At 67.8% G+C, this 27000-nt stretch carries 27 protein-coding genes; 7 read left to right on the plus strand and 20 right to left on the minus strand.

Translation table 11 applies throughout. From position 1 onward, the window contains the following. Positions 1-47: 47 nt before the first annotated feature. The 3 genes from glgX to glgB all read left to right on the plus strand — a co-directional run bounded on the left by glgX (position 48) and on the right by glgB (position 6403). Positions 48-2123 carry a glycogen debranching protein GlgX gene (gene glgX, locus P0Y48_04745; GenBank protein WEK14515.1) on the plus strand — a complete coding sequence of 692 codons (2076 nt, stop codon included), beginning with the start codon at positions 48-50 and terminating at the stop codon, positions 2121-2123. Between the two features lie 123 nt (positions 2124-2246). Further along, entirely contained in the window at positions 2247-4271 is a 2025-nt protein-coding gene (locus P0Y48_04750) for a DUF3416 domain-containing protein (protein WEK15008.1), read from the plus strand. Next, positions 4268-6403 carry a 1,4-alpha-glucan branching protein GlgB gene (glgB, locus tag P0Y48_04755; protein ID WEK14516.1) on the plus strand — a complete coding sequence of 712 codons (2136 nt, stop codon included), beginning with the start codon at positions 4268-4270 and terminating at the stop codon, positions 6401-6403. Before P0Y48_04750 ends, glgB begins: the two co-directional genes overlap by 4 nt. Before the next feature lie 26 nt (positions 6404-6429). On the opposite strand, the gene P0Y48_04760 is transcribed toward glgB, so the two are convergent. Together P0Y48_04760 and P0Y48_04765 are read right to left on the minus strand one after the other, a co-directional pair. After that, positions 6430-7371 carry a tetratricopeptide repeat protein gene (locus P0Y48_04760; protein WEK14517.1) on the minus strand — a complete coding sequence of 314 codons (942 nt, stop codon included), beginning with the start codon at positions 7369-7371 and terminating at the stop codon, positions 6430-6432. Continuing rightward, positions 7368-9164 (minus strand): glycosyl transferase, encoded by a 1797-nt coding sequence (locus P0Y48_04765; GenBank protein WEK14518.1) that lies wholly within the window; start codon positions 9162-9164, stop codon positions 7368-7370. The genes P0Y48_04760 and P0Y48_04765 overlap by 4 nt, the downstream gene beginning before the upstream one ends. A 171-nt stretch (positions 9165-9335) precedes the next feature. On the opposite strand from P0Y48_04765, the gene P0Y48_04770 reads away from it, so the two are divergent. Next, positions 9336-10415 carry an AI-2E family transporter gene (locus P0Y48_04770; GenBank protein ID WEK14519.1) on the plus strand — a complete coding sequence of 360 codons (1080 nt, stop codon included), beginning with the start codon at positions 9336-9338 and terminating at the stop codon, positions 10413-10415. A 16-nt stretch (positions 10416-10431) separates the two neighbouring features. Here P0Y48_04770 and P0Y48_04775 read toward each other — a convergent pair whose 3' ends face one another. The 9 genes from P0Y48_04775 to rpsB all read right to left on the minus strand — a co-directional run bounded on the left by P0Y48_04775 (position 10432) and on the right by rpsB (position 17084). Continuing rightward, positions 10432-11145: an alpha/beta hydrolase gene (locus P0Y48_04775; GenBank protein WEK14520.1), complete on the minus strand. Its 714-nt coding sequence runs from the start codon at positions 11143-11145 to the stop codon at positions 10432-10434. Position 11146: 1 nt separating this feature from the next. After that, positions 11147-11437 carry a hypothetical protein gene (locus tag P0Y48_04780; GenBank protein ID WEK14521.1) on the minus strand — a complete coding sequence of 97 codons (291 nt, stop codon included), beginning with the start codon at positions 11435-11437 and terminating at the stop codon, positions 11147-11149. A gap of 4 nt (positions 11438-11441) precedes the next feature. Continuing rightward, positions 11442-12170: a transglycosylase SLT domain-containing protein gene (locus P0Y48_04785; GenBank protein ID WEK14522.1), complete on the minus strand. Its 729-nt coding sequence runs from the start codon at positions 12168-12170 to the stop codon at positions 11442-11444. A gap of 58 nt (positions 12171-12228) precedes the next feature. Further along, entirely contained in the window at positions 12229-12789 is a 561-nt protein-coding gene (locus P0Y48_04790) for a DivIVA domain-containing protein (protein ID WEK14523.1), read from the minus strand. Further along, on the minus strand, positions 12786-13814 hold the full coding sequence (locus tag P0Y48_04795) for a phosphatidate cytidylyltransferase (protein ID WEK14524.1): 1029 nt from the start codon (positions 13812-13814) through the stop codon (positions 12786-12788). The genes P0Y48_04790 and P0Y48_04795 overlap by 4 nt, the downstream gene beginning before the upstream one ends. 7 nt (positions 13815-13821) lie before the next feature. Beyond that, complete coding sequence (gene frr / locus P0Y48_04800; protein ID WEK14525.1) at positions 13822-14376, minus strand: ribosome recycling factor; 555 nt, start codon at positions 14374-14376, stop codon at positions 13822-13824. A gap of 55 nt (positions 14377-14431) precedes the next feature. Further along, positions 14432-15151, minus strand: a complete 720-nt coding sequence (pyrH, locus tag P0Y48_04805) for a UMP kinase (GenBank protein WEK14526.1) — start codon at positions 15149-15151, stop codon at positions 14432-14434. An 86-nt stretch (positions 15152-15237) separates the two neighbouring features. After that, positions 15238-16065: a translation elongation factor Ts gene (gene tsf, locus P0Y48_04810; GenBank protein WEK14527.1), complete on the minus strand. Its 828-nt coding sequence runs from the start codon at positions 16063-16065 to the stop codon at positions 15238-15240. Positions 16066-16163: 98 nt separating this feature from the next. After that, positions 16164-17084: a 30S ribosomal protein S2 gene (rpsB, locus tag P0Y48_04815; protein WEK14528.1), complete on the minus strand. Its 921-nt coding sequence runs from the start codon at positions 17082-17084 to the stop codon at positions 16164-16166. A gap of 267 nt (positions 17085-17351) precedes the next feature. Here rpsB and P0Y48_04820 point away from each other — a divergent pair, with 267 nt between their 5' ends. Further along, a complete protein-coding gene (locus P0Y48_04820) occupies positions 17352-17891 on the plus strand; it encodes a M23 family metallopeptidase (protein ID WEK14529.1) in 540 nt (179 codons plus the stop codon). An 18-nt stretch (positions 17892-17909) separates the two neighbouring features. Here the strand turns inward: P0Y48_04820 and P0Y48_04825 are convergent, their stop codons facing one another. The 9 genes from P0Y48_04825 to P0Y48_04865 all read right to left on the minus strand — a co-directional run bounded on the left by P0Y48_04825 (position 17910) and on the right by P0Y48_04865 (position 25045). Further along, positions 17910-18821, minus strand: a complete 912-nt coding sequence (locus P0Y48_04825; GenBank protein ID WEK14530.1) for a tyrosine recombinase XerC — start codon at positions 18819-18821, stop codon at positions 17910-17912. A 48-nt stretch (positions 18822-18869) separates the two neighbouring features. After that, positions 18870-19961: a DNA-processing protein DprA gene (dprA, locus tag P0Y48_04830; GenBank protein WEK15009.1), complete on the minus strand. Its 1092-nt coding sequence runs from the start codon at positions 19959-19961 to the stop codon at positions 18870-18872. A gap of 92 nt (positions 19962-20053) precedes the next feature. Next, on the minus strand, positions 20054-21595 hold the full coding sequence (locus P0Y48_04835; GenBank protein WEK14531.1) for a YifB family Mg chelatase-like AAA ATPase: 1542 nt from the start codon (positions 21593-21595) through the stop codon (positions 20054-20056). Next, on the minus strand, positions 21592-21954 hold the full coding sequence (locus tag P0Y48_04840; GenBank protein ID WEK14532.1) for a YraN family protein: 363 nt from the start codon (positions 21952-21954) through the stop codon (positions 21592-21594). The genes P0Y48_04835 and P0Y48_04840 overlap by 4 nt, the downstream gene beginning before the upstream one ends. Positions 21955-22055: 101 nt before the next feature. Next, positions 22056-22379 (minus strand): DUF2469 family protein, encoded by a 324-nt coding sequence (locus P0Y48_04845; GenBank protein ID WEK14533.1) that lies wholly within the window; start codon positions 22377-22379, stop codon positions 22056-22058. A gap of 40 nt (positions 22380-22419) precedes the next feature. After that, positions 22420-23079, minus strand: coding sequence for a ribonuclease HII (locus P0Y48_04850; protein ID WEK14534.1), 660 nt, complete (start codon positions 23077-23079; stop codon positions 22420-22422). Beyond that, positions 23076-23819 (minus strand): signal peptidase I, encoded by a 744-nt coding sequence (gene lepB, locus P0Y48_04855; GenBank protein WEK14535.1) that lies wholly within the window; start codon positions 23817-23819, stop codon positions 23076-23078. The genes P0Y48_04850 and lepB overlap by 4 nt, the downstream gene beginning before the upstream one ends. 181 nt (positions 23820-24000) lie before the next feature. Next, on the minus strand, positions 24001-24348 hold the full coding sequence (rplS, locus tag P0Y48_04860) for a 50S ribosomal protein L19 (GenBank protein WEK14536.1): 348 nt from the start codon (positions 24346-24348) through the stop codon (positions 24001-24003). A gap of 187 nt (positions 24349-24535) precedes the next feature. Further along, positions 24536-25045 (minus strand): MFS transporter permease, encoded by a 510-nt coding sequence (locus P0Y48_04865; GenBank protein WEK14537.1) that lies wholly within the window; start codon positions 25043-25045, stop codon positions 24536-24538. A gap of 53 nt (positions 25046-25098) precedes the next feature. On the opposite strand from P0Y48_04865, the gene map reads away from it, so the two are divergent. Both map and P0Y48_04875 read left to right on the plus strand, forming a co-directional pair. Continuing rightward, complete coding sequence (map, locus tag P0Y48_04870; GenBank protein ID WEK14538.1) at positions 25099-25881, plus strand: type I methionyl aminopeptidase; 783 nt, start codon at positions 25099-25101, stop codon at positions 25879-25881. Between the two features lie 17 nt (positions 25882-25898). Continuing rightward, positions 25899-26999: an alpha/beta hydrolase gene (locus tag P0Y48_04875; protein WEK14539.1), complete on the plus strand. Its 1101-nt coding sequence runs from the start codon at positions 25899-25901 to the stop codon at positions 26997-26999. The last annotated feature ends 1 nt before the right edge of the window (position 27000 follow it).

A 27000-nucleotide genomic window follows, 5' to 3' on the forward strand; every position in this document is an offset into this window, starting at 1 on the left:
CCCTTTGCAGCAAAGGATTCCGCGTCAGCCTTACTACTGTAGATCGCATGCTTCCCGAGCCGGCCGTCCTCGACGCCTCCTTCCTGTCATCCGACCTCGACGGGCTCGGCGTCACCTTCGGTCCGGACGGCGGCACACTTCGCGTCTGGTCGGCGCAGGCGACGTCGATGGAGGTCGTGCTCTTCGATGCGACCGACCTGGACTGGATCATCGACACCATCCCTCTCGAGCGGGGCCGCGGCGATGTCTGGCATGTCACCACGCCGGCCCTTGCACCGGGAGCGCGATACGCGCTGCGCGTCGACGGTCCCCACGGACACGGTGACACCTTCAATCCGGAGAGCCTCCTCGTCGAGCCCTATACCCGGGGCCTGGTGTCGGGCGGGCTCGGCGACTGGCGGTCGGTCGTCGTCGACTCCTCCTTCGACTGGGAGGGCGTAGCGAAGCCCGCCGTGCCGTGGGATCGCACCGTCATCTACGAAGCCCATCTCAAGGGGCTGACCAAGCGTCACCCCGCGGTACCGCCTGCTCTCCACGGCACCTACGCAGGGTTGGGACATCCCGCGATGATCGCCCACCTGCGGGCGCTGGGCGTCACGTCGATCGAGCTTCTCCCGATCCACGCCTTCGAGAGCGAACCCCGCCTCCTCCAGCACGGCCTCACGAACTACTGGGGTTACAACACACTCAACTTCTTCACGCCCCACGCCGACTACGCCACCGCCGAAAGCCGTTCTGCGGGACCCGACGCCGTCGTACGCGAGTTCAAGGAGATGGTCCGCAGCCTCCACGCGTCGGGCATCGAGGTCATTCTGGACGTCGTCTACAACCACACGTCGGAGGGCGAGATCGGTGGGCCGCGCTCCAGCCTGCGCGGCATCGACGGGCGTTCCTACTACCGCCAGCACGACGACGGCGCGTACATCGACGTGACCGGATGCGGAAACTCCTTGAACACCTCGACGGATGCCGCGGCCCGTCTCGTGCTCGATTCGCTGCGCTATTGGGCCGGCGAGATGCAGGTCGACGGCTTCCGATTCGACCTGGCCGCCACGCTCGGGCGCGGTGCCGACCATGCGTACGACCCTGACCATCCCCTGCTGCGCGCCATCATCGACGACCCTGCGCTTGCCGGCGTGAAGATGATCGCGGAGCCGTGGGATGTGGGCATGGGCGGCTGGCAGACGGGCAACTTCGCGCCGGGATGGGCGGAGTGGAACGATCGATACCGCGACCGCGTCCGCAACTTCTGGCTGAGCGACATCGACTACGCCCGACGCGCGGGGACCGCTCCGGTCGGCATCGGAGGGTTCGCGACACGATTGGCGGGCTCGTCCAACACGTTCTCCCACGCGCGCGGACCGCTCGCGGGGATCAATTTCGTCACGGCGCACGACGGTTTCACGCTGCGCGACCTCGTCTCCTACGACGTCAAGCACAACCTGGGCAACGGCGAGCAGGGGCGCGACGGCGCCGACATGAACCGCTCGTTCAACCACGGTGCGGAAGGCGCGACCGAAGACGACGGCATCCTCGCGCGCCGTCGCAAGGCGATGCGCAACCTTCTCGGCACGCTCCTGCTGTCCGCCGGAGTCCCGATGATCACAGCGGGTGACGAGTTCGGCCGCACACAGCGCGGCAACAACAACGCCTACTGCCACGATTCGCCGCTCACGTGGGTGTCCTGGGAGCACGCTCCCTGGCAGCAGGACCTCGCCGCACACGTCGGGCGACTCCTGCAGTTGCGCCGAGACAACCCGGCGCTGCGCCCGGCTCGCTTCGCCCACGAAGAGCGGGAAGTTCCCAGCGCCTCGGTGATCGACTGGTATGACGAGCGCGGCGAGACGATGTCCGGCGACCGGTGGACGGATCCCGCGCACCGCACGCTCCAATACGTCGCCCAGTCCACCCCCGAGCACGAAGCTCCCAATCGCACGCTCCTCGTCGTACACGGCGCGGAGCGGCCCATCGCCGTCACGCTCCCCCGCATCGACGGTGTTGAGCGCTATGTCTCTCTGTGGTCGAGTCTCGATGAGAGGCCGTCGGACGACCAGGTGGTGCACCTGCCCGGAGACGTCATCACGTTCGCCGACACCGGCATGCGGCTCTTCCGCGCCAAATAGCGCAACCGGCCGCTGCGCACGGTGTACCGCCGCCGACAACGGCGGTAGGTTCGAGACGTGGCCACGACGACGAACACGACCGGCGCCCTGCGCAGCACCGCACAGATCCCCTTGCGACCGGCCGTGGAGCCGACGGCGGCGGCCGACGGTTTCGCGTCGGAGACCCGCAACGGGAGGATTCCCCTCGGGCTCCCCCGGCCGACCGTCCCCGGAGGCCAGTTCGCCGCGTCCGCGTTCGAGGGCGAGGCAGTGCCGTTCCAGGTCACCGCATTCCGCGAGGGGCATGACAGCATCGGCGTCCATCTCCGGCTCGTCTCACCGTCGGGCATCGAGTCTCTGCATCGCCTCAGCCCGCTCGGTGACGGGTTCGATCGTTGGCGAGTGCTGCTCGCACCCCGCGAGCAGGGGATGTGGCGGTTCCGCTTCGAGGCGTTCGGCGACGACTTCGCCACGTGGGAGCACGCGGCGGACGTCAAGATCGCGGCGGGCGTGGACGGTCCGCTCATGCGCGAATCCGGCGCGCTGCTGTTCGAGCGTGCCGCAGCAGAAAAGACGCGCCCCGCGGCGGAGCGCCGCGCCCTCATCGACGCCGCAGTCGCCCTCCGAGCCGCCGCGGAGGACGAGGCCGCCCTCGCGATCGTGCGGGATCCGTTCTTGGCTCAGGTCTTCGCCGCGCGTCCGCTGCAATCGCTCCTGACGATCGGAGAGTGGCTCGACCTGCGTGTCGAGCGTGAGCGAGCCGGGGTGGGTGCATGGTACGAGTTCTTTCCGCGGTCCGAGGGCGCGCGCCGGCTGAAGGACGGCACCATCAAGAGCGGTACGTTCCGCACGGCGAAGAACCGGCTTCCGGCCGTCGCCGCGATGGGCTTCGACGTGCTCTACCTGCCACCGATCCATCCGATCGGCACTCTCAACCGCAAGGGACCCAACAACACCCTCACGGCCGGTCCGGCCGACCCGGGTTCGCCGTGGGCCATCGGTTCCGCCGCCGGCGGCCACGATGCGGTCCATCCCGATCTCGGCACCCTCGCCGACTTCCGTGCGTTCGTCCGAGCTGCCGCAACCGAAGGTCTCGAAGTGGCCATCGACCTCGCCCTGCAGGCCGCCCCCGACCACCCATGGGTGACAGAGCACCCGGAGTGGTTCACCACGCTGCCCGACGGCACCATCGCATACGCGGAGAATCCACCGAAGAAGTACCAGGACATCTACCCCCTGAACTTCGACAACGACCCTGTCGGCATCCGCGCAGAGATGCTCCGGATCGTGCGGCACTGGATCGCGCAGGGCGTCAAGATCTTCCGTGTCGACAATCCCCACACGAAGCCGCTCCAGTTCTGGGAGTGGCTGATCGCGACCGTCAACGCAGATCACCCCGACGTCGTCTTCCTCGCCGAGGCGTTCACACGCCCGGCCCCCTTGAAGGCCCTTGCCTACAGCGGCTTCCAGCAGAGCTACTCGTACTTCACCTGGCGGAACACGAAGGCAGAGCTCGAAGAGTTCTTGACCTGGATCTCCGACGAGACCGCCGACTTCATGCGTCCGAACCTCTTCGTCAACACTCCCGACATCCTCACGGAGTACCTGCAGTACGGCGGACGCCCCGCCTACCGCATCCGCGCGGCGCTGGCGGCGACCGGGGGCGCCAGCTACGGCGTCTACGCGGGCTACGAGCTCTACGAGAACGTGGCACGCCCGGGTTCCGAGGAGAACATCGACAACGAGAAGTACGAGTACAAGATCCGGGAGTGGGCGGCAGCCGAGGCCGCGGGCGATTCGCTCGCTCCCTTCCTGACCACGCTCAACTCCATCCGCCGCGCCCACCCGGCGTTGCGGCAGCTGCGCGGGTTGTCGATCCACTGGAGCGACGACGAGGCCGTGCTCGTCTTCTCCAAGCACCTTCCCGCCGGAGTCTCTCCGGACGGGGTCGCAGACACCATCATCGTCGTCGCCAACGTCGACCCGCATTCGATGCGCCAGACAATGGTCCACATCGACAGCAGCGTCTTCGGCATCCCCCGCGGACATGACTTCGAGGTCGAGGACCTCCTCACGGGAGCGCACTGGACCTGGAACCAGGACAACTTCGTTCGACTCGACGCGTTCGCCGAGCCGGTCCATATCCTGCACGTGAAGGGCACGCGATGACCACGCCATCCGATTCCGTCCTCGATGCCGTCGCCACGGGGTCGTATCACGCTCCCCACGACGTGCTCGGCGCGCACCGTGAAGGCGACCATTGGGTGATCCGCGCGCGGCGTCCCATGGCATCCGCCGTGTCGGCCGTCACCTCCTCCGGTGCCGTCGTTGCGCTCAGCCACGTCCGCCACGGCGTGTGGGCGGGCACGGCCGACGCAGAGCCCGGCGCCTACGAGCTGCTCGCCACATACGACGGCGGGCCGGACCACCGCGTGGACGACCCCTACCGGCACCTGCCGACGCTGGGCGACGTCGACATCCACCTCATCCGAGAAGGGCGTCACGAGGAGCTCTGGCGGGTTCTCGGCGCCCACGTGCGCCACTTCACCGGCGTCGAGGGAGTCTCCTTCGCCGTCTGGGCGCCCGATGCTCGAGCCGTGCGCGTCGTCGGCGGTTTCAACGACTGGGATGGGCAGGGGCACGCCATGCGCACGCTCGGTTCGAGCGGCGTCTGGGAGCTGTTCGTGCCCGGGCTCGGCACCGGTACGGCCTACAAGTACGAGATCCTCACCCCCGACGGACAGTGGATCCTGAAGGCCGACCCCATGGCCCAGCAGGCGGAGGTTCCGCCGGCGACGGCATCTGTGGTCACCGAGAGCTCGTACACGTGGGGCGACGACGAGTGGCTCGCCCGCCGGGCGTCGCGGTCGCCGCTCGATCAGCCCATGTCGACGTACGAGCTTCACCTCGGTTCGTGGCGCCCCGGACTCTCCTATCGCGACGCCGCGGAGCCGCTGATCGAGCACGTGACCGCTCTCGGCTTCACCCACGTCGAGTTCCTGCCGCTCGCGGAGCATCCGTTCGGGGGATCCTGGGGCTACCAGGTCAGCGGCTACTACGCCGCGACGAGCCGGTTCGGCGCTCCCGACGACCTGCGGTACCTGATCGATCGCCTGCATCAAGCCGGCATCGGTGTGATCATGGACTGGGTCCCCGGGCACTTCCCGAAAGACGAGTTCGCGCTCGCGCGATTCGACGGGCGCCCGCTGTACGAGCATCCCGATCCTCGCCGCGGCGAGCACAAGGACTGGGGCACGCTCATCTTCGACTACGGGCGCAACGAGGTACGGAACTTCCTCGTCGCCAATGCCTTGTTCTGGTTCGAGGAGTTCCACGTGGATGGCCTGCGCGTGGATGCCGTGGCATCCATGCTCTACCTCGACTACTCGCGCGAGGCCGGCGAGTGGGAGCCCAACGTCCATGGCGGACGCGAGAACCTCGAAGCCATCCACTTCCTCCAGGAGGTCAACGCGACGGCGTACAAGCGGTACCCGGGCATCGCGATGATCGCCGAAGAGTCGACGAGCTTCCCGGGAGTCACCGCCCCCACCGATCAGGGCGGCCTCGGTTTCGGCTTCAAGTGGAACATGGGGTGGATGAACGACTCGCTGGAGTACATCAAGCGCGACCCGATGTACCGCTCGCACCACGAGGGAGAGATGTCGTTCTCGTTCGTGTATGCATTCAGTGAGAACTTCGTGCTTCCGATCAGTCACGACGAAGTCGTTCACGGCAAGGGCACACTCTTCACCCGGATGCCGGGAGACCACTGGCAGAAACTCGCCAACCTGCGGGCGTATCTGGCGTACATGTGGGCCCACCCGGGTAAGCAACTGCTGTTCATGGGCCAGGAGTTCGGGCAGATGTCCGAGTGGTCGGAGGCGCGCTCGCTCGATTGGTGGATGCTGGACCAGCCCGCCCACCAGCAGCTGCGGGACTTCGTCGGGGTGATCAACCGCCAGTACGCGGCTCTGTCGCCCTTGTGGGCTCGAGACTCCGACGGGGCCGCATTCGCACGACTCGGCGCGCCGTCATGGAACCCCAATGTCATCGCGTTCGCACGGCGTGACCACCACGGCAACACCGTGGCGGCGGTGAGCAACTTCTCCGGAGCGCCCGTGTACGACTATCCCCTGGAGCTTCCCGAGAGCGGCGAGTGGACCGAGGTGCTCAACTCGGACGCGACCGCGTTCGGAGGCTCCGGCGTCGGGAACCTGGGATCGGTGCACACCGACGGCAATCGCATCGCGACGATGGTCCTGCCGCCGCTCGGCGTGCTCTGGCTCTCGCACCGATCCTGACAGCACGGCACACGCGCGCTGGACCCTCAGAACAGAAGGCTCGCGAGGCGTCCGCGCGCGCGGATGACACGACCGTCCGCGTCGCCGACGAGCCCGAAGAGCTCGAGCAGACGCTCCCGCACCGGCGCGCGATCGTCGCCGGGGAGTGCTGCGAAGAGCTCGAGGAGGCGGTCGAACGCGTCGTCGACGTGTCCGCCGGCGATGTCGAGATCGGCCACGGCGAGCTGCGCTGCCACGTCGAGTGGAGAGGCCGCCGCCGCGGCCCGCACCGCGCCCGGATCCGCTTCCTGCACCCGCGCGAGCAAGCGCACCTGGCCGAGCCCGGCCCGTGCGTCTTCATCACGTGGATTCTCCGCGAGCGCCGCCTCGTATGCGGAGATCGCGCTCGCGTAGTCGCCGGCCTCGATCGCCTCGAAGGCGGCCTGGTGGAGCGGCGGGAGCTCGGGTTCGTGCGGCTCGTCGGCATCTTCGGTCGGGTCGCCCGCCGGCACCGTCCCGGTCACACCGTGCTGAGCGGCCAATTGCAGCAGCTGCCCGAACACCTCGCGAACCTGGGCCTCGGGTACGGCCCCCGTGAACAGCGGCACCGGCTGACCTGCAATCAGGGCGACCACCATCGGAATCGACTGCGCCCGGAATCCTTGGGCCAACTGCGGGTTCGCGTCGACGTCGACCTTCGCCAAGACGACTCGCCCCGCCAGTTCGGTGGCGACCTTCTCGAGAATGGGACTCAACTGCTTGCACGGTCCGCACCACTCCGCCCACAGGTCGACGACGACCGGAACGCTGCGGGAGAGCTCCAGCACCTGCCCGAACGTCTCATCGGTGGCATCGAACACGAGCGAGGGCGCCGAACCGGGCGCCGCAGCGTCGGACGCAGCGGGCGCCGCCGGGGCGGCAGGACGGGAACGGAGCGAGGACAGATCGACGGCGCCGCGCAGCACGGCACCCGGTGTGGGATCGGTCACTTCTTCTTCACCACCTTGGCTGAGAGGATGTCGGACGAATAGCCCAGGAACTGAATGCGCTCGGTCGAACTCTGCGAGGGCACGAAGAAGAACAGCTGATCGGCGTAGGTCGTCGTGAAGCCGGTGGCCGACTGGCTGACGCCGCTCAGTGCCTTCACGACCTTGTTATCATCCGGAACCTTGATGACCGCGTCGTCATTGGTGGGCGTCACCGAGTCGCTCTCGTTGACGAGCACCGCGACGATTGCGCCGCTGTCAAGTGTTGCCATCGCGACCGGGTCCGCTTTACCCGCGGATGCCGCGAACGCGATCTTGCCGGTCTTCGACCCCGTCTTGTTGAACTGGGCGACGCGATCCGCGCGGTTGTCAGCCACCAACGCGCGGAAGCTGTCGCTCTCCTCTTCGAACAGCGCCGCGTACTCGCTGTCCTCACCGTTGTCGAGGACGTCGGCGTAGGCCGCGGCGAGATCCTGCGGCGCCAGGACGAGGAAGGCTGAGTCGGGCTGAACCTTCGGCGCCCCGATGTACTCCGGCGCGACATTGAGGCTCGCGTCCGCGACCATGTTGGCGATGTAAGAGAGCTTGTAGTTGGACCACGCGTCGCGCTGCGTCACGGTCATGATGGTCGCAACTCCGGAGTCGGCATCCTCGACGACCGCGAAGAACGTACGCGGCCATCCCTCGAAGGCCTCCGGAAGAAGGATCTTGAGGTTCGCTGTCGGAATGGCGGGGAGCGGATCGAGATCCTTGAGCTCCTTGCGCAACGTGTAGTTGGTCGTACGGGTCGCCAGTGCCGCGCCTTCGAGACGCTCGGCAGCCGCTTTCGCACTGTTCTTCTCATCTGCGGCCGCCACCTGCTCGGCGATCCGCGCCAAAATCCGCTCCGCCTGGGCCTTCGTCACCGCCGGAGGATCGTCCTGACCTTCGGGAACGACGACGGTCGCCGAAGGACTCGGGGTCGCGGAGGACGCGAACTGCGGCCACGAGTCGGCCGAGCATCCCGTCACCAGCAGCGCAGAGGCGAGAACGACCGGCAGTGCGACGAAGGCGCGACGCCCGCCCGAGAGCTGTCGACGAGTGGGCGAGGCGCTGATCACGCCCTTCTCGGACGCCGACTCGGAGAGATCGATGGGCTCGGTGGGCGTCAAGGGAAGGCCCTTGCGGCGGGGCCCTCGAGAGCGCCGCACGTGTCGGACCCCCAGGACGTAGAGGACGACGCCGATGGCGAGCATGATGCCACCACCGACGATGAGCGGTCCCGCCCACGGCGTCGTGACACCCGTCGGCCAGGTGATCGACAACTGCGTGGGGGCGGCGGCGACGCCGTCGGATGCCACGAGCACGCTCATGTCTGCGGGGAGCTGCAGCGGGGTGATGAGCACGTCCTCCTGCTGGAACTCGTCCACCCAGAGGTCCGACCCCACGGGCGTCGTCGGCGCCTCCGCGGCTTCGGAATCGGCGTCGTCGACGGGCACGGGCGCGACAGCCGTCGTGGTCACGCGGTCTCCCGACTCCGTGACGTGAACGTAGTCCGAACGTGCCAGCCATGCCTGCATGTCATCGGTGCGGCCGTACGCGGCGAAGATCGTGCCTTCGCCTTGCACCCGCAGCGTCTGCGAGCCGCTGTGACTGCTGAGGACACCGCCGTCGACGAGCACATACGGCACCGACTCGTCGATCTGAATGGCCTGCGTCTCTGACTTCGGCCCCTGCAGCACGGTGCGCTGGGCGATGCCCGCACCGATCATCACCGTAGCCAGCACGAAGGCGGCCACCGCCCAGACAAAACGCACGAAACGTCACCTTCCCGCACGACACGCGGCGTCTCGGGCCGCCGGAGTGCACAATCGACGTTCCAGACTAGCGAAACGACCTGAATGTCGCCCGGGAGGGGGTGGCGATCCCGCGTCGGCACGCCGCATCCGCGTATCGTGAACGACAACCTCAGAGGCGGAGACCAGTCAGTGAAGATCCAGCACCCGTTCCGGACGGCTCTCATCGCGACGCTCGGCGTCGGTGTCGGCATCCTGCTCATCACGAGCGTCCAAACGCTGTCGACCGTCCTCCTGTATGTCGGGACCGCGCTCTTCCTTGCGCTCGGTCTCGACCCGCTCGTCTCGTGGCTCGAGCGTCGAGGACTCCCCCGCTGGGCCGCGCTGCTCATCACGTTCGCGGGCGTGCTCGCCGTGTTCGCGGGCATCATCCTGATGGTCGTGCCCATCATCGTCGGGCAGATCAGTCAGCTCATCACCGAGATCCAGAAGCTCATCGCGAGCGCAGTGGCCCAGGAGTGGGATCCGATCACCGCTTCCAAGGAGTGGTTGCACGGCGTCTTCCCGGCCCTCAACGTCGATCAGGTCTTCGACTACCTGTCCGATTGGTACCAGTCGCTGGATCTGGGCGACGTCGGATCGGCCGTCGGCGCCAGCCTCGTGTCTTTCGGCGCCGCGATCATCGCCGGTTTCACAGGCGCGATCATCGTGCTCATCCTGACGATCTACTTCACCTCGTCCACCCCCTCGCTGAAAGCCGCTGTCTATCAGTTGGTGCCGGCGTCGAAGCGCGCGCGGTTCATCGATCTGGCCGAGCAGATCACGGCATCCGTCGGCTATTACGTCATGGGTCAGGTCAGCCTCGGGGTGATCAACGGCGTGCTGAGCGCCATCTTCCTCACGATCATCGACGCGCCCTTCGCGGCAGTGCTGGCCGTCGTCGCGTTCTTCTTCTCGCTGATTCCCCTCGTCGGTACGCTGACCGGCTCGGTCATCATCGTGCTGACCTGCCTCATCCCCGGGCTCGGATCGCCGCTGACCGCGCTCGTAGCGCTCATCTGGTACGTCGTGTACATGCAGGTCGAGGCCTACTTCATCTCGCCTCGCATCATGAACCGCGCGGTCTCGGTGCCCGGTGCCGTCGTCGTGATCGCGGCTCTCGCGGGCGCCTCACTGGGTCAGCTGCTCGGAGCCCTCGTCGCCATCCCGGTGGCAGCCAGCATCCTGATCATCTACCGGCAGGTCGTCATTCCTCGCCAGAACGAGCTGTGAGGCCACCCCGGCGGCGTCAGGCGTCGGGCCACTCGACCGGCAGCGGGAGCGCGTCCGGATTCACAGCGGCGACGATCTCCGTGAGCACTCGGCGGGTCTGATTCTCCCCGACCCAAAGGTGCTTCCCTCCCTCGACAGGAATCAGCGTGGCGTGAGGGATCGACGCGAACCGCTCCGCCGCCTCCTCGGGCCGCAGGTAATCATCGAACTCGGGAACGAGGACCACCACACGGCGGTGATCGCCCGCCCAGGCGGCAACGTCGTCGGCAGTCGCCCTGTGCAAGGGGGGCGATAGAAGAATCACGCCTTCGATGTCGTGATCGCGTCCGTACTTGAGCGCGAGCTCCGTACCGAACGACCAACCGACCAACCACGGACGAGGCAGGTTCCGCTCGCGCGCGAACGCCACCGCGGCCGCCACGTCGAACGCCTCCGACGCTCCGCCGTCGAACACCCCTTCGCTCGTTCCCCGAGGAGATGTCGTCCCTCGCGTGTTGAAGCGGAGGACGGCGAGATCGGCGAGAGCGGGCAGCCGCCCGGCGGCCTTGCGCAGCACGTGCGAATCCATGAATCCGCCGGCAGTCGGCAACGGATGCAGTGTCACAAGGGTGGCCACGGGCGGAGCGGACTCGGGGAGCGCCAACTCGCCGACGAGCGTCAGTCCGTCCAGCGTGTGCAGTTCGATGTCCTCGCGGCGCGCGGGAAGTTGCACCGGACCCCTGATCTCCATGTCAGCCGACCCTCCAACAGGCGCTGTGCCAGTGTCTACGCGCAGCCAGGTCGGCCGCGTCACCCAGAACTCCGTCAGCGCGCCACACCACGACGTGGGCGGTGCCCGCTGCCACGTCACGTCCGCACCCTGGACAGATGTACGTCTTCTGTGCCTGCGCTGCCGACACCGGCTGAACGGTCCATTCGACGCCACGTCGGGACTCCGTGCGCTTCCACCCGCTCATCAACCGTGCGAGCGCGTCGTCAGAAGAACCGGCATCGTCGCGGCGCCGGCGGTTCGACCGTGGCATCCGGTCAGTACCAGCCTTTGCGCTGGGAGTGATCCCACGCGCCGCACGGCGACCCGTAGCGTCCCTTGATGTAACCGAGACCCCAACTGATCTGCGTCGCCGGATTGGTCTCCCAATCCGCGCCCGCACTCGCCATCTTCGTGCCAGGTAGGGCCTGCGGGATGCCGTACGCGCCGCTGGACTTGTTGTACGCATTGACGCGCCAGCCCGACTCCTTCTTCCAGAGCGCGACGAGACAGGCGAATTCGTCATCGCCCCATCCGCGCGCCGTCACCATCTCGTAGGCGATGGCCTGTGCGCTGCCGGGGTCGGGGGTAACGAAGGGCGGCGCCCACCCGGAGGAGCGGGACGATGACGTCGAGCCGCTCGCAATCGGAGTGGGGGTGGGTGTCGGAGTCGGCTTGACATAGACGCTGAAGCGCAGGTCGTCACGGCCGAGGTCGCCTTCGGCGCCCGATGCGGCGACATAGTCCTGGGCGTCGGCAATGGAACTCGCGTACAGCGAGACCGGGTCCAGCTCCGCTGCCTCTGCACGCGGCGATCCCGCGGTGAGCGGAAGCACGTAGCCCGCTGCGAACGCCGTCGCCGCGAACACCGCGAACACCGACACGATGTGTCGGCGACGAGACCACTGCGGCGGCTCGGACGAACTGCGGTTCGATCTCGCGACGGTCGTCGACCGGTGCGCAAGAGACCGCCGTGTCGCGGGGATCAGCTCGCCATCAGAAGTCACAGTGCCGTCGATTCTACCCGTAGGACTCGGCGCCTGCCACGCGAACAGCCGCGGAGCGTCAGCCTACGGCGAGCATGACCTCGATGACGGCATCGAGAACGGCATCCACCTGCAGTTCGTCGTAGCCGCCGCGCTGCATCCGGAACGCCACGGTACGCACCTGCTCCACCGTGAGGCTCTCCCCCGACTCGAGGTATCGCGCGATCCGATCCGCGACGGCGTCGACTTCATCGATGCGGTACCCCCAGCGCAGAGCGCCGACGCGTCGGAAGCGCTCGCGCGACGGCCGGCTCAGCCGATCGAGGACTTCTTGAGCCAGCTTTCGCGACGAACCAACCCACGCTCGCGCGCCCTCCTGCGCGAGCGCGTTCTCTCGCTCGCGAGCGGCGAAGGCGTCCTCGATGCGCCCCATCGCCGCGTCGACGGCGGCGATCTGATAGCCCCGCTTGACCAGGCGGAACGCCGTGCGGCGCACGTCTACCGAACTGAGCTCCGTAGGGTCGTCGGTCTCGAACGCGCGCCGAGCCGCCGCGAGGAACTCGTCGACCTGGGCGATGTCGTACCCCTCCGCCTTGCCGGTCACGAGGGGAAAAGGAAGCACCGGGGTCTCAGCGCTCATGATGTGGCCAGCGGTGCGAGGAGGAAGGACATCGCAAGAGCCGCGGCCGCCGACGGCAGGATCGAATCGAGTCGGTCGAGGACTCCGCCGTGACCCGGCAGCCATGAACTCATATCTTTGATCCCCAGGTCTCTCTTGATCATCGACTCGCCGAGATCGCCTACGGTGGCGGACGCGAGAATGACGACGCCGAACAGCACTCCGGCCCACCACGGAACGTGAAGGAGGAGGAGCGCCAACGCAACACCCGACCCGATCGCGACGACAGCGGCTCCCGCGAATCCTTCCCACGTCTTCTTCGGACTGATCCGCGGAGCCATCGGATGCCGTCCGAAGGCCAGCCCCGATGCGTACGCACCGGTGTCTGCCACGACGACCACCACGATCATCGCGAGCAGCCAGAACTCACCGCCGTCCTGGCGCAAGAGGACGAGAGTGAGACTGGCGAGGAACGGCACGTAGAGCGGGATGAACCCCGCGACCAGGACATCCGAGACGACGTCTCCGTAGCGGCGCCCGTCCCGCGCCGACATCTGCGCGAGCATCCGCCACACGATCAGGAACGCGACCGCCGCGAAAGTGGTCACCCAATGAGTCCAGTGTCCCTCGGCGAAGCCCGCGACCATGATGACCGCGCCCATCGCGAGCTGGGGCCAGAGGTCGACGCGACGCCCGGCGGTCTGGAGTGCGCGGGAGAACTCGAAGACGCCAAGCAGACACACGGGGATGGCGAACAGCAGGAACAGCCATTTGACCCAGAGCAGCGATCCGAGAACAGCCGCCCCGATCGCCAGGCCGATCAGGGTCGCGAGGAGGAGATTGCGCCCGGTTCGTGCGTTGATCCGGTCGTTCACCTGCTCGAAGTCCGCTCGAGCCTTGACGATCTGGTGCTCGAACTCGGATCGCGCCGCGCGCACGTGGGAGTGGAGAGCCGAACTCTCGTCCTGCGCCGCCCGCCTCGCTTCGGCGCGCGTCAACGGCGAGGCGTCATCCGCCCCGAGTTCGTCCGCAGGCTCGTCGGTCATCCGTCTGTCAGACTTCGAGGAGCTCGGCCTCTTTGCGCTTCAGCGCCTCGTCGATCTCGTCGACGTGCGCGCGCGTGATGGCATCGAGTTCCTTCTCGGCGCGAGCGAGGTCGTCTTCACCCACCTCGCTCTTGAGAGCGTCGAGCTCGTCCTTGGACTTGCGGCGGATCCCACGCAGGTGCACCTTGGCATCCTCGCCCTTCGCACGCACGAGCTTGACGTACTCCTTGCGGCGTTCCGCCGTGAGCTCGGGCATCGTGACGCGCACGAGGTTGCCGTCATTCGTAGGGTTGGCACCGAGGTTCGGGGTGTCGCGGATCGCCTGCTCGATCGCCTTGAGAGCGGACTTGTCGTAGGGCGTCACGACGAGCGTGCGGGCCTCGACGTTGTTCAGGGAGGCGAGCTGCGCCAGCGGCGTCGGCGTGCCGTAGTAGTCCACGAGGATCTTCTGGAAAAGCTGAGGGTTGGCACGCCCGGTGCGCACGGTGGCGAAGTCGTCCTTCGCCGCCTCGACGGCCCGGTCCATGCGTGCGGACGTGTCGGCCAGTGTTTCGGCGATCACAGTCACTCCATTCGTTGTTGCGTCGATCAAGTCTAGTGCGGACGGACGGGGTGACTCAGACGGTGACGAGCGTTCCGATGGGCTCTCCGAGCAACGCCCGCGTCACGTTGCCGGAGGGCTCCATCCCGAACACGCGCATGTCGATGCCGTTGTCCATGCAGAGGCTGAAGGCGGTCGAGTCCACGACCTTCAGACCGCGCTGCAGAGCGTCGTTGTAGGTCAGGCGGTCCAGCTTCACAGCATCGGCAGACGTCTTCGGATCGGCGGTGTACACGCCGTCCACGCCGTTCTTCGCGACAAGGACCTCGTCCGCACCGATCTCCAGAGCGCGCTGAGCGGCGACCGTGTCGGTGGAGAAGTACGGGAGGCCGGCGCCGGCGCCGAAAATGACCACGCGCCCCTTCTCCATGTGACGTTCGGCGCGGCGCGGGATGTAGGGCTCCGCGACCTGCGTCATGGAGATCGCCGACTGCACACGCGTGGCGGCCCCCGCCTGCTCGAGGAAGTCCTGGAGCGCGAGCGCGTTCATCACCGTGCCCAGCATTCCCATGTAGTCGGCGCGCCCCCGATCCATGCCCCGCTGACTGAGCTCCGCACCGCGGAAGAAGTTGCCGCCTCCGACGACGATCGAAATCTCGACGCGGTCGACCGCCGCGGCGATCTCACGCGCGATCTGGCTCACGACATCGGGGTTTACACCGAGCTGACCTCCACCGAAGGCCTCCCCCGACAGCTTCAGGAGGACGCGTCGGCGTCCTGTGGTCTCATCGGTCACGGGGTTCCTCTCGACGGTTGCAGGATATCGTTCGGCGGGCATCGAAAAGGGGCCCGCATCGTGGTGATGCAGGCCCCTGTTCGAACTTACGCGCCGACCTTGAAGCGGGCGAAGTCGGTGATCGTGATGCCGGCGGCCTTCGCGACCTGGGCGACGGACTGCTTGTTGTCCTTCGCGTAATCCTGGTCGAGCAGGGCGACCTGCTTGAAGAACGCGCCGACACGACCCTCGACGATCTTCGGCAGCGCAGCCTCGGGCTTGCCCTCGTTGCGCGAGATCTCGGTGACGATCTGACGCTCCTTCTCGACCTCGTCCTCGGGGACGTCCTCGCGAGCGAGGTAGGTCGGGTTGGCGAACGAGATGTGCTGCGCGATGCTGCGCGCCGTCTCGGCGTCGTCTCCGCTGTAGGCCACGACCACGCCGATCTGCGGCGGCAGGTCCTTGCTGGTCTTGTGCAGGTAGATCTCGAAGGCGTCGCCACTCAGCGTGCGAACGCGGCGCAGCTCGACCTTCTCGCCGATGATGGCGGCCTCGTCGGAGATGAGCTCTGCAACGCTCTGACCGTTCGCGTCGGCAGCCAGCGCCGCCTCAGCGGAGTCGGCGCCGACGGCGGCAGCGGCGGCGAGCACCTTGTCTGCCAGTGCGAGGAAGCGGTCGTTCTTCGCGACGAAGTCGGTCTCGGTGTTGAGCTCGATGATCGTGACGGTGTCGCCCTGCTGGACGGCGGCCACGAGGCCCTCGCTGGTCGAGCGGTCGGCGCGCTTGGCGTTGCCCTTCGCGCCCTTCAGACGGAGGATCTCGACAGCCTTTTCGAGGTCGCCGTCGGCTTCCTCGAGCGCCTTCTTCGTGTCGACCATGCCCGTGCCGAGCTGCTCGCGCAGCGTCTTGATGTCGGCGATGGTGAAGTTTGCCATGTGTGGTGGCTCCTAATGGTGTGTCGTCGTGCGAAATCTGAGGCTGATCGTCCCGGTGCCGGACGCAAGGCCCGGCACCGGGACGGATCGGAAGCGGATTACTCGGCGGTCTCGGCGGACGCCTCGGCCGGTGCCTCTGCGGCGTCGACCGATGCGGCGGCGGCTTCGTCGGCGGGCGCCTCGGCGGCGGGCGTCTCGGCGGCCTCAGCAGCCGGGGCCTCGGCAACGGCGGCCTCAGCCGCGGGAGCCTCGGAGGCTCCACCCTGCTCGAGCAGTTCGCGCTCCCAGTCCGCGAGGGGCTCGGCGTCAGCCGACTCCTCGGTGGGCTGGTGACGCTGGATGAGACCCTCAGCGGCGGCGTCCGCGATGATGCGGGTGAGCAGACCCACCGAACGGATCGCGTCGTCGTTGCCCGGGATGGGGAACTGGAACTCGTCGGGGTCGGCATTGGTGTCGAGGATGCCGATCACCGGGATACCGAGCTTCTTGGCCTCGTCGATCGCGAGGTGCTCGCGCTTGGCGTCGACGATCCAGATCGCCGAGGGCGTCTTCTGGAGGTTGCGGATACCGCCGAGCGACTTGTGGAGCTTGTCCAGCTCACGCTTCTTGAGGAGGAGCTCCTTCTTCGTGAAGCCGCTCTCCGCGGGGTTCTCGAAGTCGAGCTCTTCGAGCTCCTTCATACGCGCGAGACGCTTGCTCACCGTCGAGAAGTTGGTGAGGAGGCCACCGAGCCACCGCTGGTTCACGTAGGGCTGACCGACACGCGTCGCCTGCTCGGCGATGACTTCCTGCGCCTGCTTCTTCGTGCCGACGAAGAGGATGGTGCCGCCGTGTGCAACCGTCTCCTTCGCGAACTCGTAGGCCTTGTCGATGTACGACAGTGACTGCTGCAGGTCGATGATGTGGATGCCGGAGCGCTCCGTGAGGATGAAGCGCTTGACTTTCGGGTTCCAGCGACGGGTCTGGTGTCCGAAGTGGACGCCGCTGTCGAGCAGCTGGCGGATGGTGACGACGGCCATGGCCGTACTCCTGTTCTTTCGGTTGTTCCCGCGGACCGGGCGGTCGCGGAGCCTGGTGCCCCGGAGCACACCCGCTCGACCGTCGAGACGGTGGAGACCTGGGGTGTGCGGGCCGATGTGCGGGCACGCGTAGTCACTCCGACATGCGGAGTGCAGGCCCAGTGTATCAGTCGCAGGGTCTCCTCCCCGCGCGCCGGTGCACGGAATTCCTCCCCTGACGACGTGCAGAGGCCCCCCGCGGTCGTGGCACTCGACGAGGGTGTGACCATGCACCGACTCTTCGCGCCCGTCGTCCTCACCATGCTCGTGCTCGCAGTTCTCCCGTGGGCAGGCCATGCCTCCGCGGCAGTCGCCGCCGAGGGCGTCGACGGCGAATCGGAGTGGACGTGGCCCACCGCGCCTGTGCGGGTCGCGCGCCCGTTCGATCTCGCCCACAACCCGTATGGCGCCGGCCACCGCGGGGTCGATCTCGCCGCGGCATCCGGAACGGTTGTGAAGGCACCGACCACCGGAGTGATCGTGTTCGCCGGCGTCGTCGTCGACCGGGGCGTCGTGACCATCGATCGCGGCGACGGCTATCTGGTGTCACTCGAGCCGGTGTCGATCGCTGAGGTGACGCCTGGCGCGTCGGTCACCGTGGGTGAATCTCTGACCACCGTGGCGCGCGGGGGTCACACTATGGAAGGCGAGGTACACGTCGGCATCCGTCTGGACGGAGCGTACGTCGATCCGACGCTCCTGCTGGGCAGACTGCCGCGAGCGGTACTCCTCCCCTGCTGCGCCGCCGGTACGCCCCTTCTCGGGTGATCCGCCGCAGCGCGCTCGTCACGCTCGGGGGTGCGCGAGTCGGTAGCTCGCCGTGAGCTTCTCCGCGGAGACGTGCGTGTAGATCTGCGTGGTCCCGAGGCTCGCGTGGCCGAGAATCTCCTGCACGGCTCGGAGGTCGGCGCCGCCGTCGAGAAGATGCGTGGCTGCGGAGTGCCGCAGGGCGTGCGGCCCGACAGTGAGAGTGCCGAGCGCCGGCCCCAGGCGGTGGCTGACCACGTCGTAGACGGCGCGTGGACCGATGCGACCACCGCGCGCGCCGAGGAAGACCGCCCCGGCGACTGTCGCAGCGTCTTCGCCTCGGGATGCCAGGACCGGCCGACCCCTGACCAAGTACGCGTCGAGCGCTCGCTGTGCGGGTTCTCCGTACGGTGCGATGCGCTCCTTGCTCCCCTTGCCGAGCACACGGACCGTCCGCCGATGCATGTCGAAATCGTCGATATCGATGCCGCAGAGCTCGGACACGCGAAGTGCCGACGCGTAGAGGAGTTCGAGAATCGCACTGTCGCGGAGAGTGATCGGATCCCCCTCTTCGGCAACCGTGCGAAGGCTCTGGAGCACGTCGGCCATCGTCGCCGCGGTGGCGACCTTCGGCAACGATCGCCCCCGCTTGGGGGCACTCAGGCGGATACTCGGGTCGCTCTCCAGGTGCCCGGACTCGACCGCCCAGGCGAAGAAGCCACGGACAGCGGCGGTCCGCCGCGCGATCGTCGCTCGTGCGTCGCCGCGCTGCACCGAGCGCCACAACCACTCACGCAGGTGTTCTACATCGATCTCAGCCAACTCCTGGACGTCGCACGCCTGACCGAGGTCACGGAGGTCGGATTCGTAGGCCTTCACCGTCGCCGGCGACAGTCGTCGAACGTCGGCGAGGTACCGCGTGTACGCACCAGCAGCAACGGCGAATTCCATCCCCCCAGCATGCCGCGCGCCGGGTCGCGCACACGCAGGCACACCGGCTCAGCGCCGGACCGCGCGCCAACCCTGCGTGCGGCGCTCGGCGCGCCCTTCCAGTGCCAGCAGTCCCAGCACCGCGGCGCACCGGTCTGCACTCAGCCCGCATCGGCGGACCACCTCGGCGATGTCACGATCGACGCGACTGCTGAGCGCATCGAGGACGCGAGTCGCATCATCGGTGCGCCCCTCCGACGAGGTCGTCTCCTCGCGGCCGACGTCCCCCCACAGCTCCCGCACGTCGCTCGCAGACGTCACGCACTCCGCAGCATATTCGCGCAGCAGACGATGGCACCCGGCCGACGCGGCGCTGGTCACCGGCCCGGGAACCGCACCCAGCGGCCTCCCGAGGGCAGCGGCGTGTCCTGCCGTGTTGATGGAGCCGCTACGCCACCCGGCCTCCACAACGACCGTGGCCGCCGAGGCGGCGGCGATGAGGCGGTTCCGCGCGAGAAACCGCCACTTCGTCGGAGCCGATCCGCACGGCGCCTCGGCGACCACCGCTCCGCCTCGCTGAGGAATGCTCTCGAGCAGCTGGCGATTGCCCTCGGGATAGGGCCGATCGACACCGCCTGCCAGCCAGGCGACGGTCGCCCCGCCCACCGTGAGAGCTGCACGGTGGGCCATGCCGTCGATGCCGTAGGCACCACCTGAGACGATGACCGCTCCGTCAGCGGCCAGCTCTCCCGCGAGCTGTGTCACCACGTCCTGCCCGTAGGCGGTCGCGGCGCGTGCACCGACGAGCGCCACCGAGGATCGGCCGGGGCTCAGGACCCGCGCGTCTCCCCGAAACCAGAGGCAATGGGGACTGTGCGGACCAAGATCGCGAAGCCCTTCGGGCCAGCCTTCCTGCTCAGGCGTCAGTACGTGGACCTGTGAGCGACGGGCGGCCGCGGAGGCCGCGGGCGCATCGCCTTGACGAGCTCGCCATCGCTCGAGACTCACTGCGGCTGTCTGCGAGTCGACCTCCGCCTGCGCGCTGATCAGCGGCGCGGCGTCGCTCGATCCCAGCACCTCCAGAGCTCGGCGAGGCCCGCTCGACGCGATGAGGGCGCCCGCAACGGCATCGCCCGGCTCGGTGAGCGCCGACCAGATCATCCGTGCATCGACGTCGGCGCGCTCGTGCGCCGACGTCTCGTCCCCTACCAGCCCTCGCGTTCTCTCGATAACCGCGCGATCAGACAGATCGATCATCCCTGCGTCACCCCCTTCTTCAAGAACAACGCGCGACCGATGTCCTCCACGCCGAGGACGTCGCGATCATCGAGATCCGCGAGCGTCCAGGCGACCCTAAGAACCCTGTCGTAGCCGCGCAGAGTGAGCGCTCCCCGCTGAAGCGCAGCATCGAGGGGTCCTCGCACATCACGTCCCGGAGCAGCAGGCCCGGAGCGCAGCCACGCTCCGCTCACCTGGGCGTTCGTACGCCACGGCGTACGAGAGAGGCGGCGGCTCGATCGTGCGCGCGCCGCGAGGACACGCTCGCGCGCCGCTTTCGTACTGGTCGTCCCGGCATCCGCGAAGAGGTGCGCGTGAGCCACGCGCCGCAGGGAGAGCTCGATATCCACGCGATCCAGCAGAGGGCCGCTCAGCCTGCCCAGGTAGCGTCGGATGGCGAGAGACGGGCACGTGCACACGCCGCCGGGCACGCCGTACTGGCCGCACGGGCAGGGGTTGGTTGCGAGCACGAGCTGGAAGCGCGCGGGAAAGCGGACGCGGAAGCCCGCACGATGGATCTCGATCTCGCCCGACTCCAACGGCTGACGCAACGCATCGAGTGCGTGGGCCCCGAACTCCCCCGCTTCATCCAAGAAGAGAACCCCACCGCTCGCGCGCGCGATCGCTCCCGGGCGCACGGTCCTACTCCCGCCGCCGACGAGAGCGGCGACGCTCGCCGAGTGATGCGGCGCTTCGAAGGGTGGGGTCCGGTTCAGCACCTGCACGGGATCACCCGACAGCGAGCGCAGCGATGCCACGTGCAACGCGGCATCATCATCGAGGTCGGGCAGGAGTCCGGGCAGCCGCCGGGCCAGCATCGTCTTGCCGGCACCGGGCGGTCCGCTCATGAGGAGATGATGCCCACCCGCGGCGGCGACCACGAGTGCGTCGACCGCCTCCTGCTGGCCCACGACTTCCGACAGGTCGACCGCGTCACTCCGCGTGCTCTCTCGTCGGATCCCCTCCCCCGACAACGGGACCGGCTCCGCCGCGACTTCCGCGACGTCCAGTCCGTGAAAGCGCGCGACATCGCGGAGGCTCACCGCCGGGACGACCTCGATGCCCTCGACCAACCGCGCCTCGTCGGCGCACGCAGCCGGCACGACCACGCGGGACATGCCCGCGCGAGCGGCGGCCACGACCGCGGGGAGCACCCCGGGCACCGGCCTGAGCCTTCCGTCGAGCCCTAGTTCGCCGAGATGCACGGTGCGTTCCAGGGACGCCGCTTCCATCGGCAACTCGGTTGCGAGCGCGGCGATCGCCACGGCGACATCCAGCGCGGTGCCGTGCTTGGGCAGACCGGCAGGAGACAGATTCACCACGACGCGACGCCTCGGCAGCGGCAAGTCGCTGTTGCCGCACGCGTTGTGAACGCGCTGCTGTGCCTCGCCGATCGACTTGTCCGGCAGGCCGATGATCGAGAAGCCGGGTGTCTGCGTCGAGAGGTCTGCTTCGACCTCGACCAGGTCGCCCTGCAACCCGGTGAGCACGACACTCCAGGTACGTCCCACGCTCATCGGAGGTCCTCCAGGTGCTCGAGGACGGCGGTAGCGGGACGCTCACCGGTGATGCCGATCAGGTCGATGCGCACGCTCCGGCCGCTCGCAGCGCCGGGGTGCGCCCGAACCCAGGCATGAGCGAGCCGCCACAGCCGCTCCCGCTTGCGACGATCCACCGCAGCGAACGGATGCCCGAACCGGTCTGTGCGCCGCGTCTTGACCTCGACCACGACGAGATCTCGTCCGTCGTCGGCAACGATGTCTATCTCGCCCTGGGGGCACCGCCAGTTGCGGTCCCAGACGCGGTAACCGCGTGCCTCGAGGTAGCGCGCCGCTCGCTCTTCACCTGCACGACCTCGATCGTCCTTCTTCGCCATGGTCTCGATGGTGGCGAGTGGGCGTGGTCAGGGCACGACTCAGAGGCCGATCGGTGGACGGCGCGCGATAGAGCGGTCCTGGGGAGGAGGAGTCCCCGAGATCAGGAATCGAGCGACAACTCGTCGGGGATCTGGAAGTCGCGACGCTGCAGTTCCTCGACGTTGACATCTTTGAACGTCAGCACGCGAACGGACTTCACGAATCGGTCGGCGCGGTAGATGTCCCACACCCACACGTCGGTCATCGAGATCTCGAAATAGAAGTCGTGCTCCGTGTCGCGACGGACCACGTTCACATCGTTCGCGAGGTAGAAGCGTCGCTCCGTCTCGATCACGTACTGGAACTGCGAAACGACGTCGCGGTACTCCTTGTACAGCGCCAGCTCCAGCTCGCGGTCGTAATCCTCGAAGACTTCGTCATCCATGGTGCATCAATCCTATGTGCCCCGGGGTGCTCCCCGCCGGTCAGAACAGCGTGGGGGCGTCCGTGATCGCCCACGAGGCGCGGTGATACGCGCTCAGACCATGCGATCGAATTGCCTCACGATGTGCCGCGCTGGCGTATCCCTTGTTCTGCGCCCAGCCATAGACGGGCACCTCGTCATGAAGACGCGTCATGAGATCGTCGCGGGCGACCTTCGCGATCACGGATGCCGCGGACGCCGACGCGCAGTCGCGGTCGGCCTTCACGATGGGCTGCACGCGGAGCCCACTCCCCCCGGCCGGGGTGATGTAGTCATGGTTGCCGTCGAGGATGATCACGGCATCCTCGGGGACGATGCCGCTCGCGCGGAGCTCACCGATCGCCCGGAGCGCGGCGAGCCCGAGTGCCCGGATGATCCCCACGCGATCGACCTCGGCGGCATCGGCCCAGCCGACAGCCGAGGCCATCGTCCAGTCACGCGCGCGCTCGGCGACGGCAGGTCGATGGTGTTCGGCGACGAGCTTGGAGTCCCGCAGGCCCGCAGGTACACGTCGACGTGCACCCGCGGCATCCACCACGGCGGCTCCCACCGCGACGGGTCCCGCCAGCGCGCCCCGCCCGACCTCATCGCACGCGATGAGCAACGCGTGCTCCCGCAGGAGCCGCCTTTCGACGGTGAGGCGTGGAGCAACGACGGTCATGGCGTGGGGTCGGGCACACCCGCGAAGACATCGTGATGGAAATCGATGAGCCCGAATCGATCGAGCGGCCACGTGACGAGGAAGGCGCGACCCACGACGTTGTCGATCGGGACGAACCCGCCGCCGGGCTGATCCGTGTTGTACCGGGAGTCCCGCGAGGCATCGCGGTTGTCCCCGAGCACCCACAGTGATCCGTCGGGCACCGTGACGTCGTAGGGGACGACTTCGGGCGCATTCTGGCCCGGCGCAAGGTTCAGATACGGCCCTTCGTCGATCGGAACGTCGTTGACGGTCACCTGGCCGAGCGCGTTGCAACACACGACGTGGTCCCCGGGCACCCCGATGATGCGCTTGATCAGATGCTCCTTGCTGTCCGGAGCGGAGATGCCCACGAGCGCGAGCACCCAGTCGACCGCCTCCACGAGCACCGACCGTTCCACCTTCGGCTCGGACGGCAACCAGCCACCGGGGTCGCGGAACACGACGACATCGCCGCGGTCATAGCCGCCGAATCGCGGTGTCAGCTCGTCCACGAGGATGCGATCGTCGATGCGGAGAGTCTGCTCCATAGAGCCGGACGGGATGTAGAAGGAACGCACGAGGAAGGTCTTCACAAGGAAGGACACGAGCACCGCGATCACGATGATCACGAGGACATCGCGCACGAGCGGCCAGATGCGCCGACGCCGCGAACGGAACGGATCGGTCGCAGCCGGGGCGGCGCTGTTCTCGGTGGTCATTCAGATCCTTCTCTCGGCGGTCGCGACGGTGGGGAACATCCGCCCGACCACACCCGTCAAGGTTCGCACATCTCCGGTGAGCGGCGCGCACGACGGACCGTTCCGCGGTGATCAGAAGTGCAGTGGCTGGGGACGACGATGCCCCGGGGCCGAAGGGACCCGGGGCATCGTCGGAAGCGCGTCAGCGGTCGCGCTTCTCCTTGATCTTTGCCTTCTTGCCGCGAAGGTCGCGCAGGTAGTAGAGCTTGGCGCGGCGGACGTCACCACGGGTGACGACCTCGATGTGGTCGATCGACGGGCTGTGCACCGGGAAGGTACGCTCAACGCCGACCTGGAAGCTGATCTTGCGGACCGTGAAGGTCTCGCGGACACCGTCGCCCGAGCGGCCGATGACGACGCCCTGGAAGACCTGCACGCGCGAGCGGTTTCCTTCGGTGATGTTCACGTGCACCTTGACGGTGTCACCGGGAGCGAAGGCGGGAATGTCGGAGCGGAGCGAGGCCGCGTCGACGGAGTCGAGGATCTGCATGATCGTCACTTCCTGCGACCGCCACAGGTCGATCGCGAGAGTCTGAATTGGAGGATGTTGCGTGCCCGAGGCGCCTGAAGCGGCGCCGTGCTCCCCTGAGGCAGAGCCTGTTCAGGGCACAAAGAACCATTCTGCCATGGACGAGCGCCCGCTCCAAACCCGGAGCGCCCGCCGGAGGAAGCTCCCGTCAGCGACCGTCGGGATGCGTCGACTCGGTGATGACGATGACTTCGTGCGGCTCGGGTCGGCGAGCGTCCGTAGTGGCCGACGGGTCTGTCGCGGGACGCACGTAGCGCTGACCCGTCGCGGAGCGCAGGACGTCGGGGATGCCACGCGCTTCGCGCCACAGCTGGGTGAGCGATGTCCACAGCGCCACGACGCCGACGACGAGGGCGCCCAGCAGCGCGACCCACCACCATCGGCTGTCGAACACGCCGAGCGCGATGACGAGAACGTGCCATGCGCCGACGGCACCGGCATCCGTCCACGAGACCGCACGCTCGGAACGCACGGTACCGCGGGCGCGGATGAGCAGAGTGAGGATCAACTGCCCGATGAGAACGAGCGGAGCGGACAGCAGCACCCACAGCAAGGCCCACGGGTTGGCGCCGAACACGATCCACCCGATGAACAGCCACAGCGGGAGAACGAATGCCGCGGGAATCAACCATCGGTAGAACGCCTGTCGAACCCACATGTCCTCGATGGTACGCCGGTCAGTCAGAATGGAAGCTGAGTGAAAGGAAGCCGATGATCGAGCTGCGCACCCCCGCCGAGATCGAGCAGATGCGCCCCGCAGGACGCTTCGTCGCCGAGGTTCTCGCGACCCTGCGCGATGAGACGACGGTCGGCACGAATCTTCTTGCCATCGATCGTCGCGCACACGACATGATCCGTCGGGCGGGGGCCGAGTCCTGCTACATCGACTACCACCCCTCGTTCGGCGCCAGCCCGTTCGGCAAGGTCATCTGCACCTCCGTGAACGACGCCGTCCTGCACGGGCTTCCTCACGATTACGCACTGCGAGACGGCGACCTCGTGACTCTCGACTTCGCCGTGTCCGTCGATGGCTGGGTCGCCGATTCCGCCGTCTCCTTCATCGTCGGCACTCCCCGCGACGAGGACCTCGCCCTCATCGACACAAGCGAGCGCGCGCTGGATGCGGCGATCGACGCCGCAGTCGTCGGCAATCGCATCGGCGACATCTCGGCCGCGATCTCGCACGTGGCGCGCGCCGATGGATACTCCATCAACACCGACTTCGGCGGTCACGGAGTCGGCCGCACGATGCACGGCGACCCCCACGTCCCGAACGACGGCAAGGCCGGCCGCGGCTATCCCCTCCGGGCAGGACTCGTCCTAGCCCTCGAACCGTGGTTCCTGCGCACGACGGATGAGCTGGTGACGGATCCGGACGGCTGGACCCTCCGCAGTGTCGACGGGTCGCGAGGCTCACACTCCGAGCACACTGTCGCGATCACCGACGACGGACCGATCGTGTTGACCGACCGCTCCTTCCTCGGCGTCCGCTGACGCGGGGCTGATTCCGGATGCCACTCGACCCCTACTTCACGCAACGATTGCGGCGACACCGTCGCTATCTGCTGCGCCAGGTACTGGGGAGGCTGCGCGCCACGCTGCCGTGGTGGCTGACGCCCCGTCCGGCCGCATCCCCCCTGTCTCGACCTTCCGAGAAGAGCTCACCGGGCCTCCCGACGGCGGAGAAGGCTCCGGAGCCGACGCGCGTCGAGCGTTCCGCCCGCGCGCGAGCGCGGCACCGGCGTGCCGCGTGGGCATGGGATCGCGACGAGCTCGCCTCTGCCGGCGTGCGCGGTCCTGACCTCCCGACCACCGATCATGTCGTGCCCGTCGACGGCTACCCCGCGGTGACGGTCCGCGTCTATCGGCCCGCTGCCGACGACCGCGTGCGACCGGCGGCCCTGTACTTCTACGGAGGTGCGTTCCGCATCGGGGGCATCGATTACCCCACGACGGATGCCGCCTGCCGGCGACGGGCCGCGGAGGCCGACGTCGTCGTCATCTCGGTGTCCTACGCCCTCGCGCCCGAACACCGCTTCCCCACGCAAGTCGAACAGGGTATTGCCGCCCTCGAATGGGTCGTCGGTCACAGCGAGGAGCTCGGTGTGGATGCCGCCCGGCTCGCGGTCACCGGCACGTCGGCGGGCGGTGCCATCGCCGCGGCCGTCGCGCTGATGAATCGCGATCGCGGGGGCCCTGCGTTGCGGCTGCAGGTGCTGGAGGTGCCCGTCACCGATCTGACGGGCCGTCATGTCGATCTCATCCCGACGTGGCGAATGGGCGTGCCGGCGCTCCTCGTGTTCCGTGAGCTTCGCTCGATCGCGCGCACCTACCTCTCGTGCCGCGCGGACGCGCGGAACCCCTACGCGTCGCCCCTGCGTGCTGCCGATCACACCGGACTGCCTCCCGCGCTGATCATGACCGCCGAGTACGACACGCTCCGTCGCGACGGTGCTGCGTACGGGGCGAAACTGCGTGCGAGCGGTGTGGACGCGACCGTCGTGCGCTATCTCGGCGTCACACACGACACGCCGATCTACACGGCTGCTTTGCCGGCGGCGCGTGCGTGGCACGCTCAGGTCGTCGACGCGCTGCGATCCCTGCACGCGTGAC

The organism is Candidatus Microbacterium phytovorans (assembly GCA_029202445.1).
In the GTDB taxonomy this organism is placed as follows: domain Bacteria; phylum Actinomycetota; class Actinomycetes; order Actinomycetales; family Microbacteriaceae; genus Microbacterium; species Microbacterium phytovorans.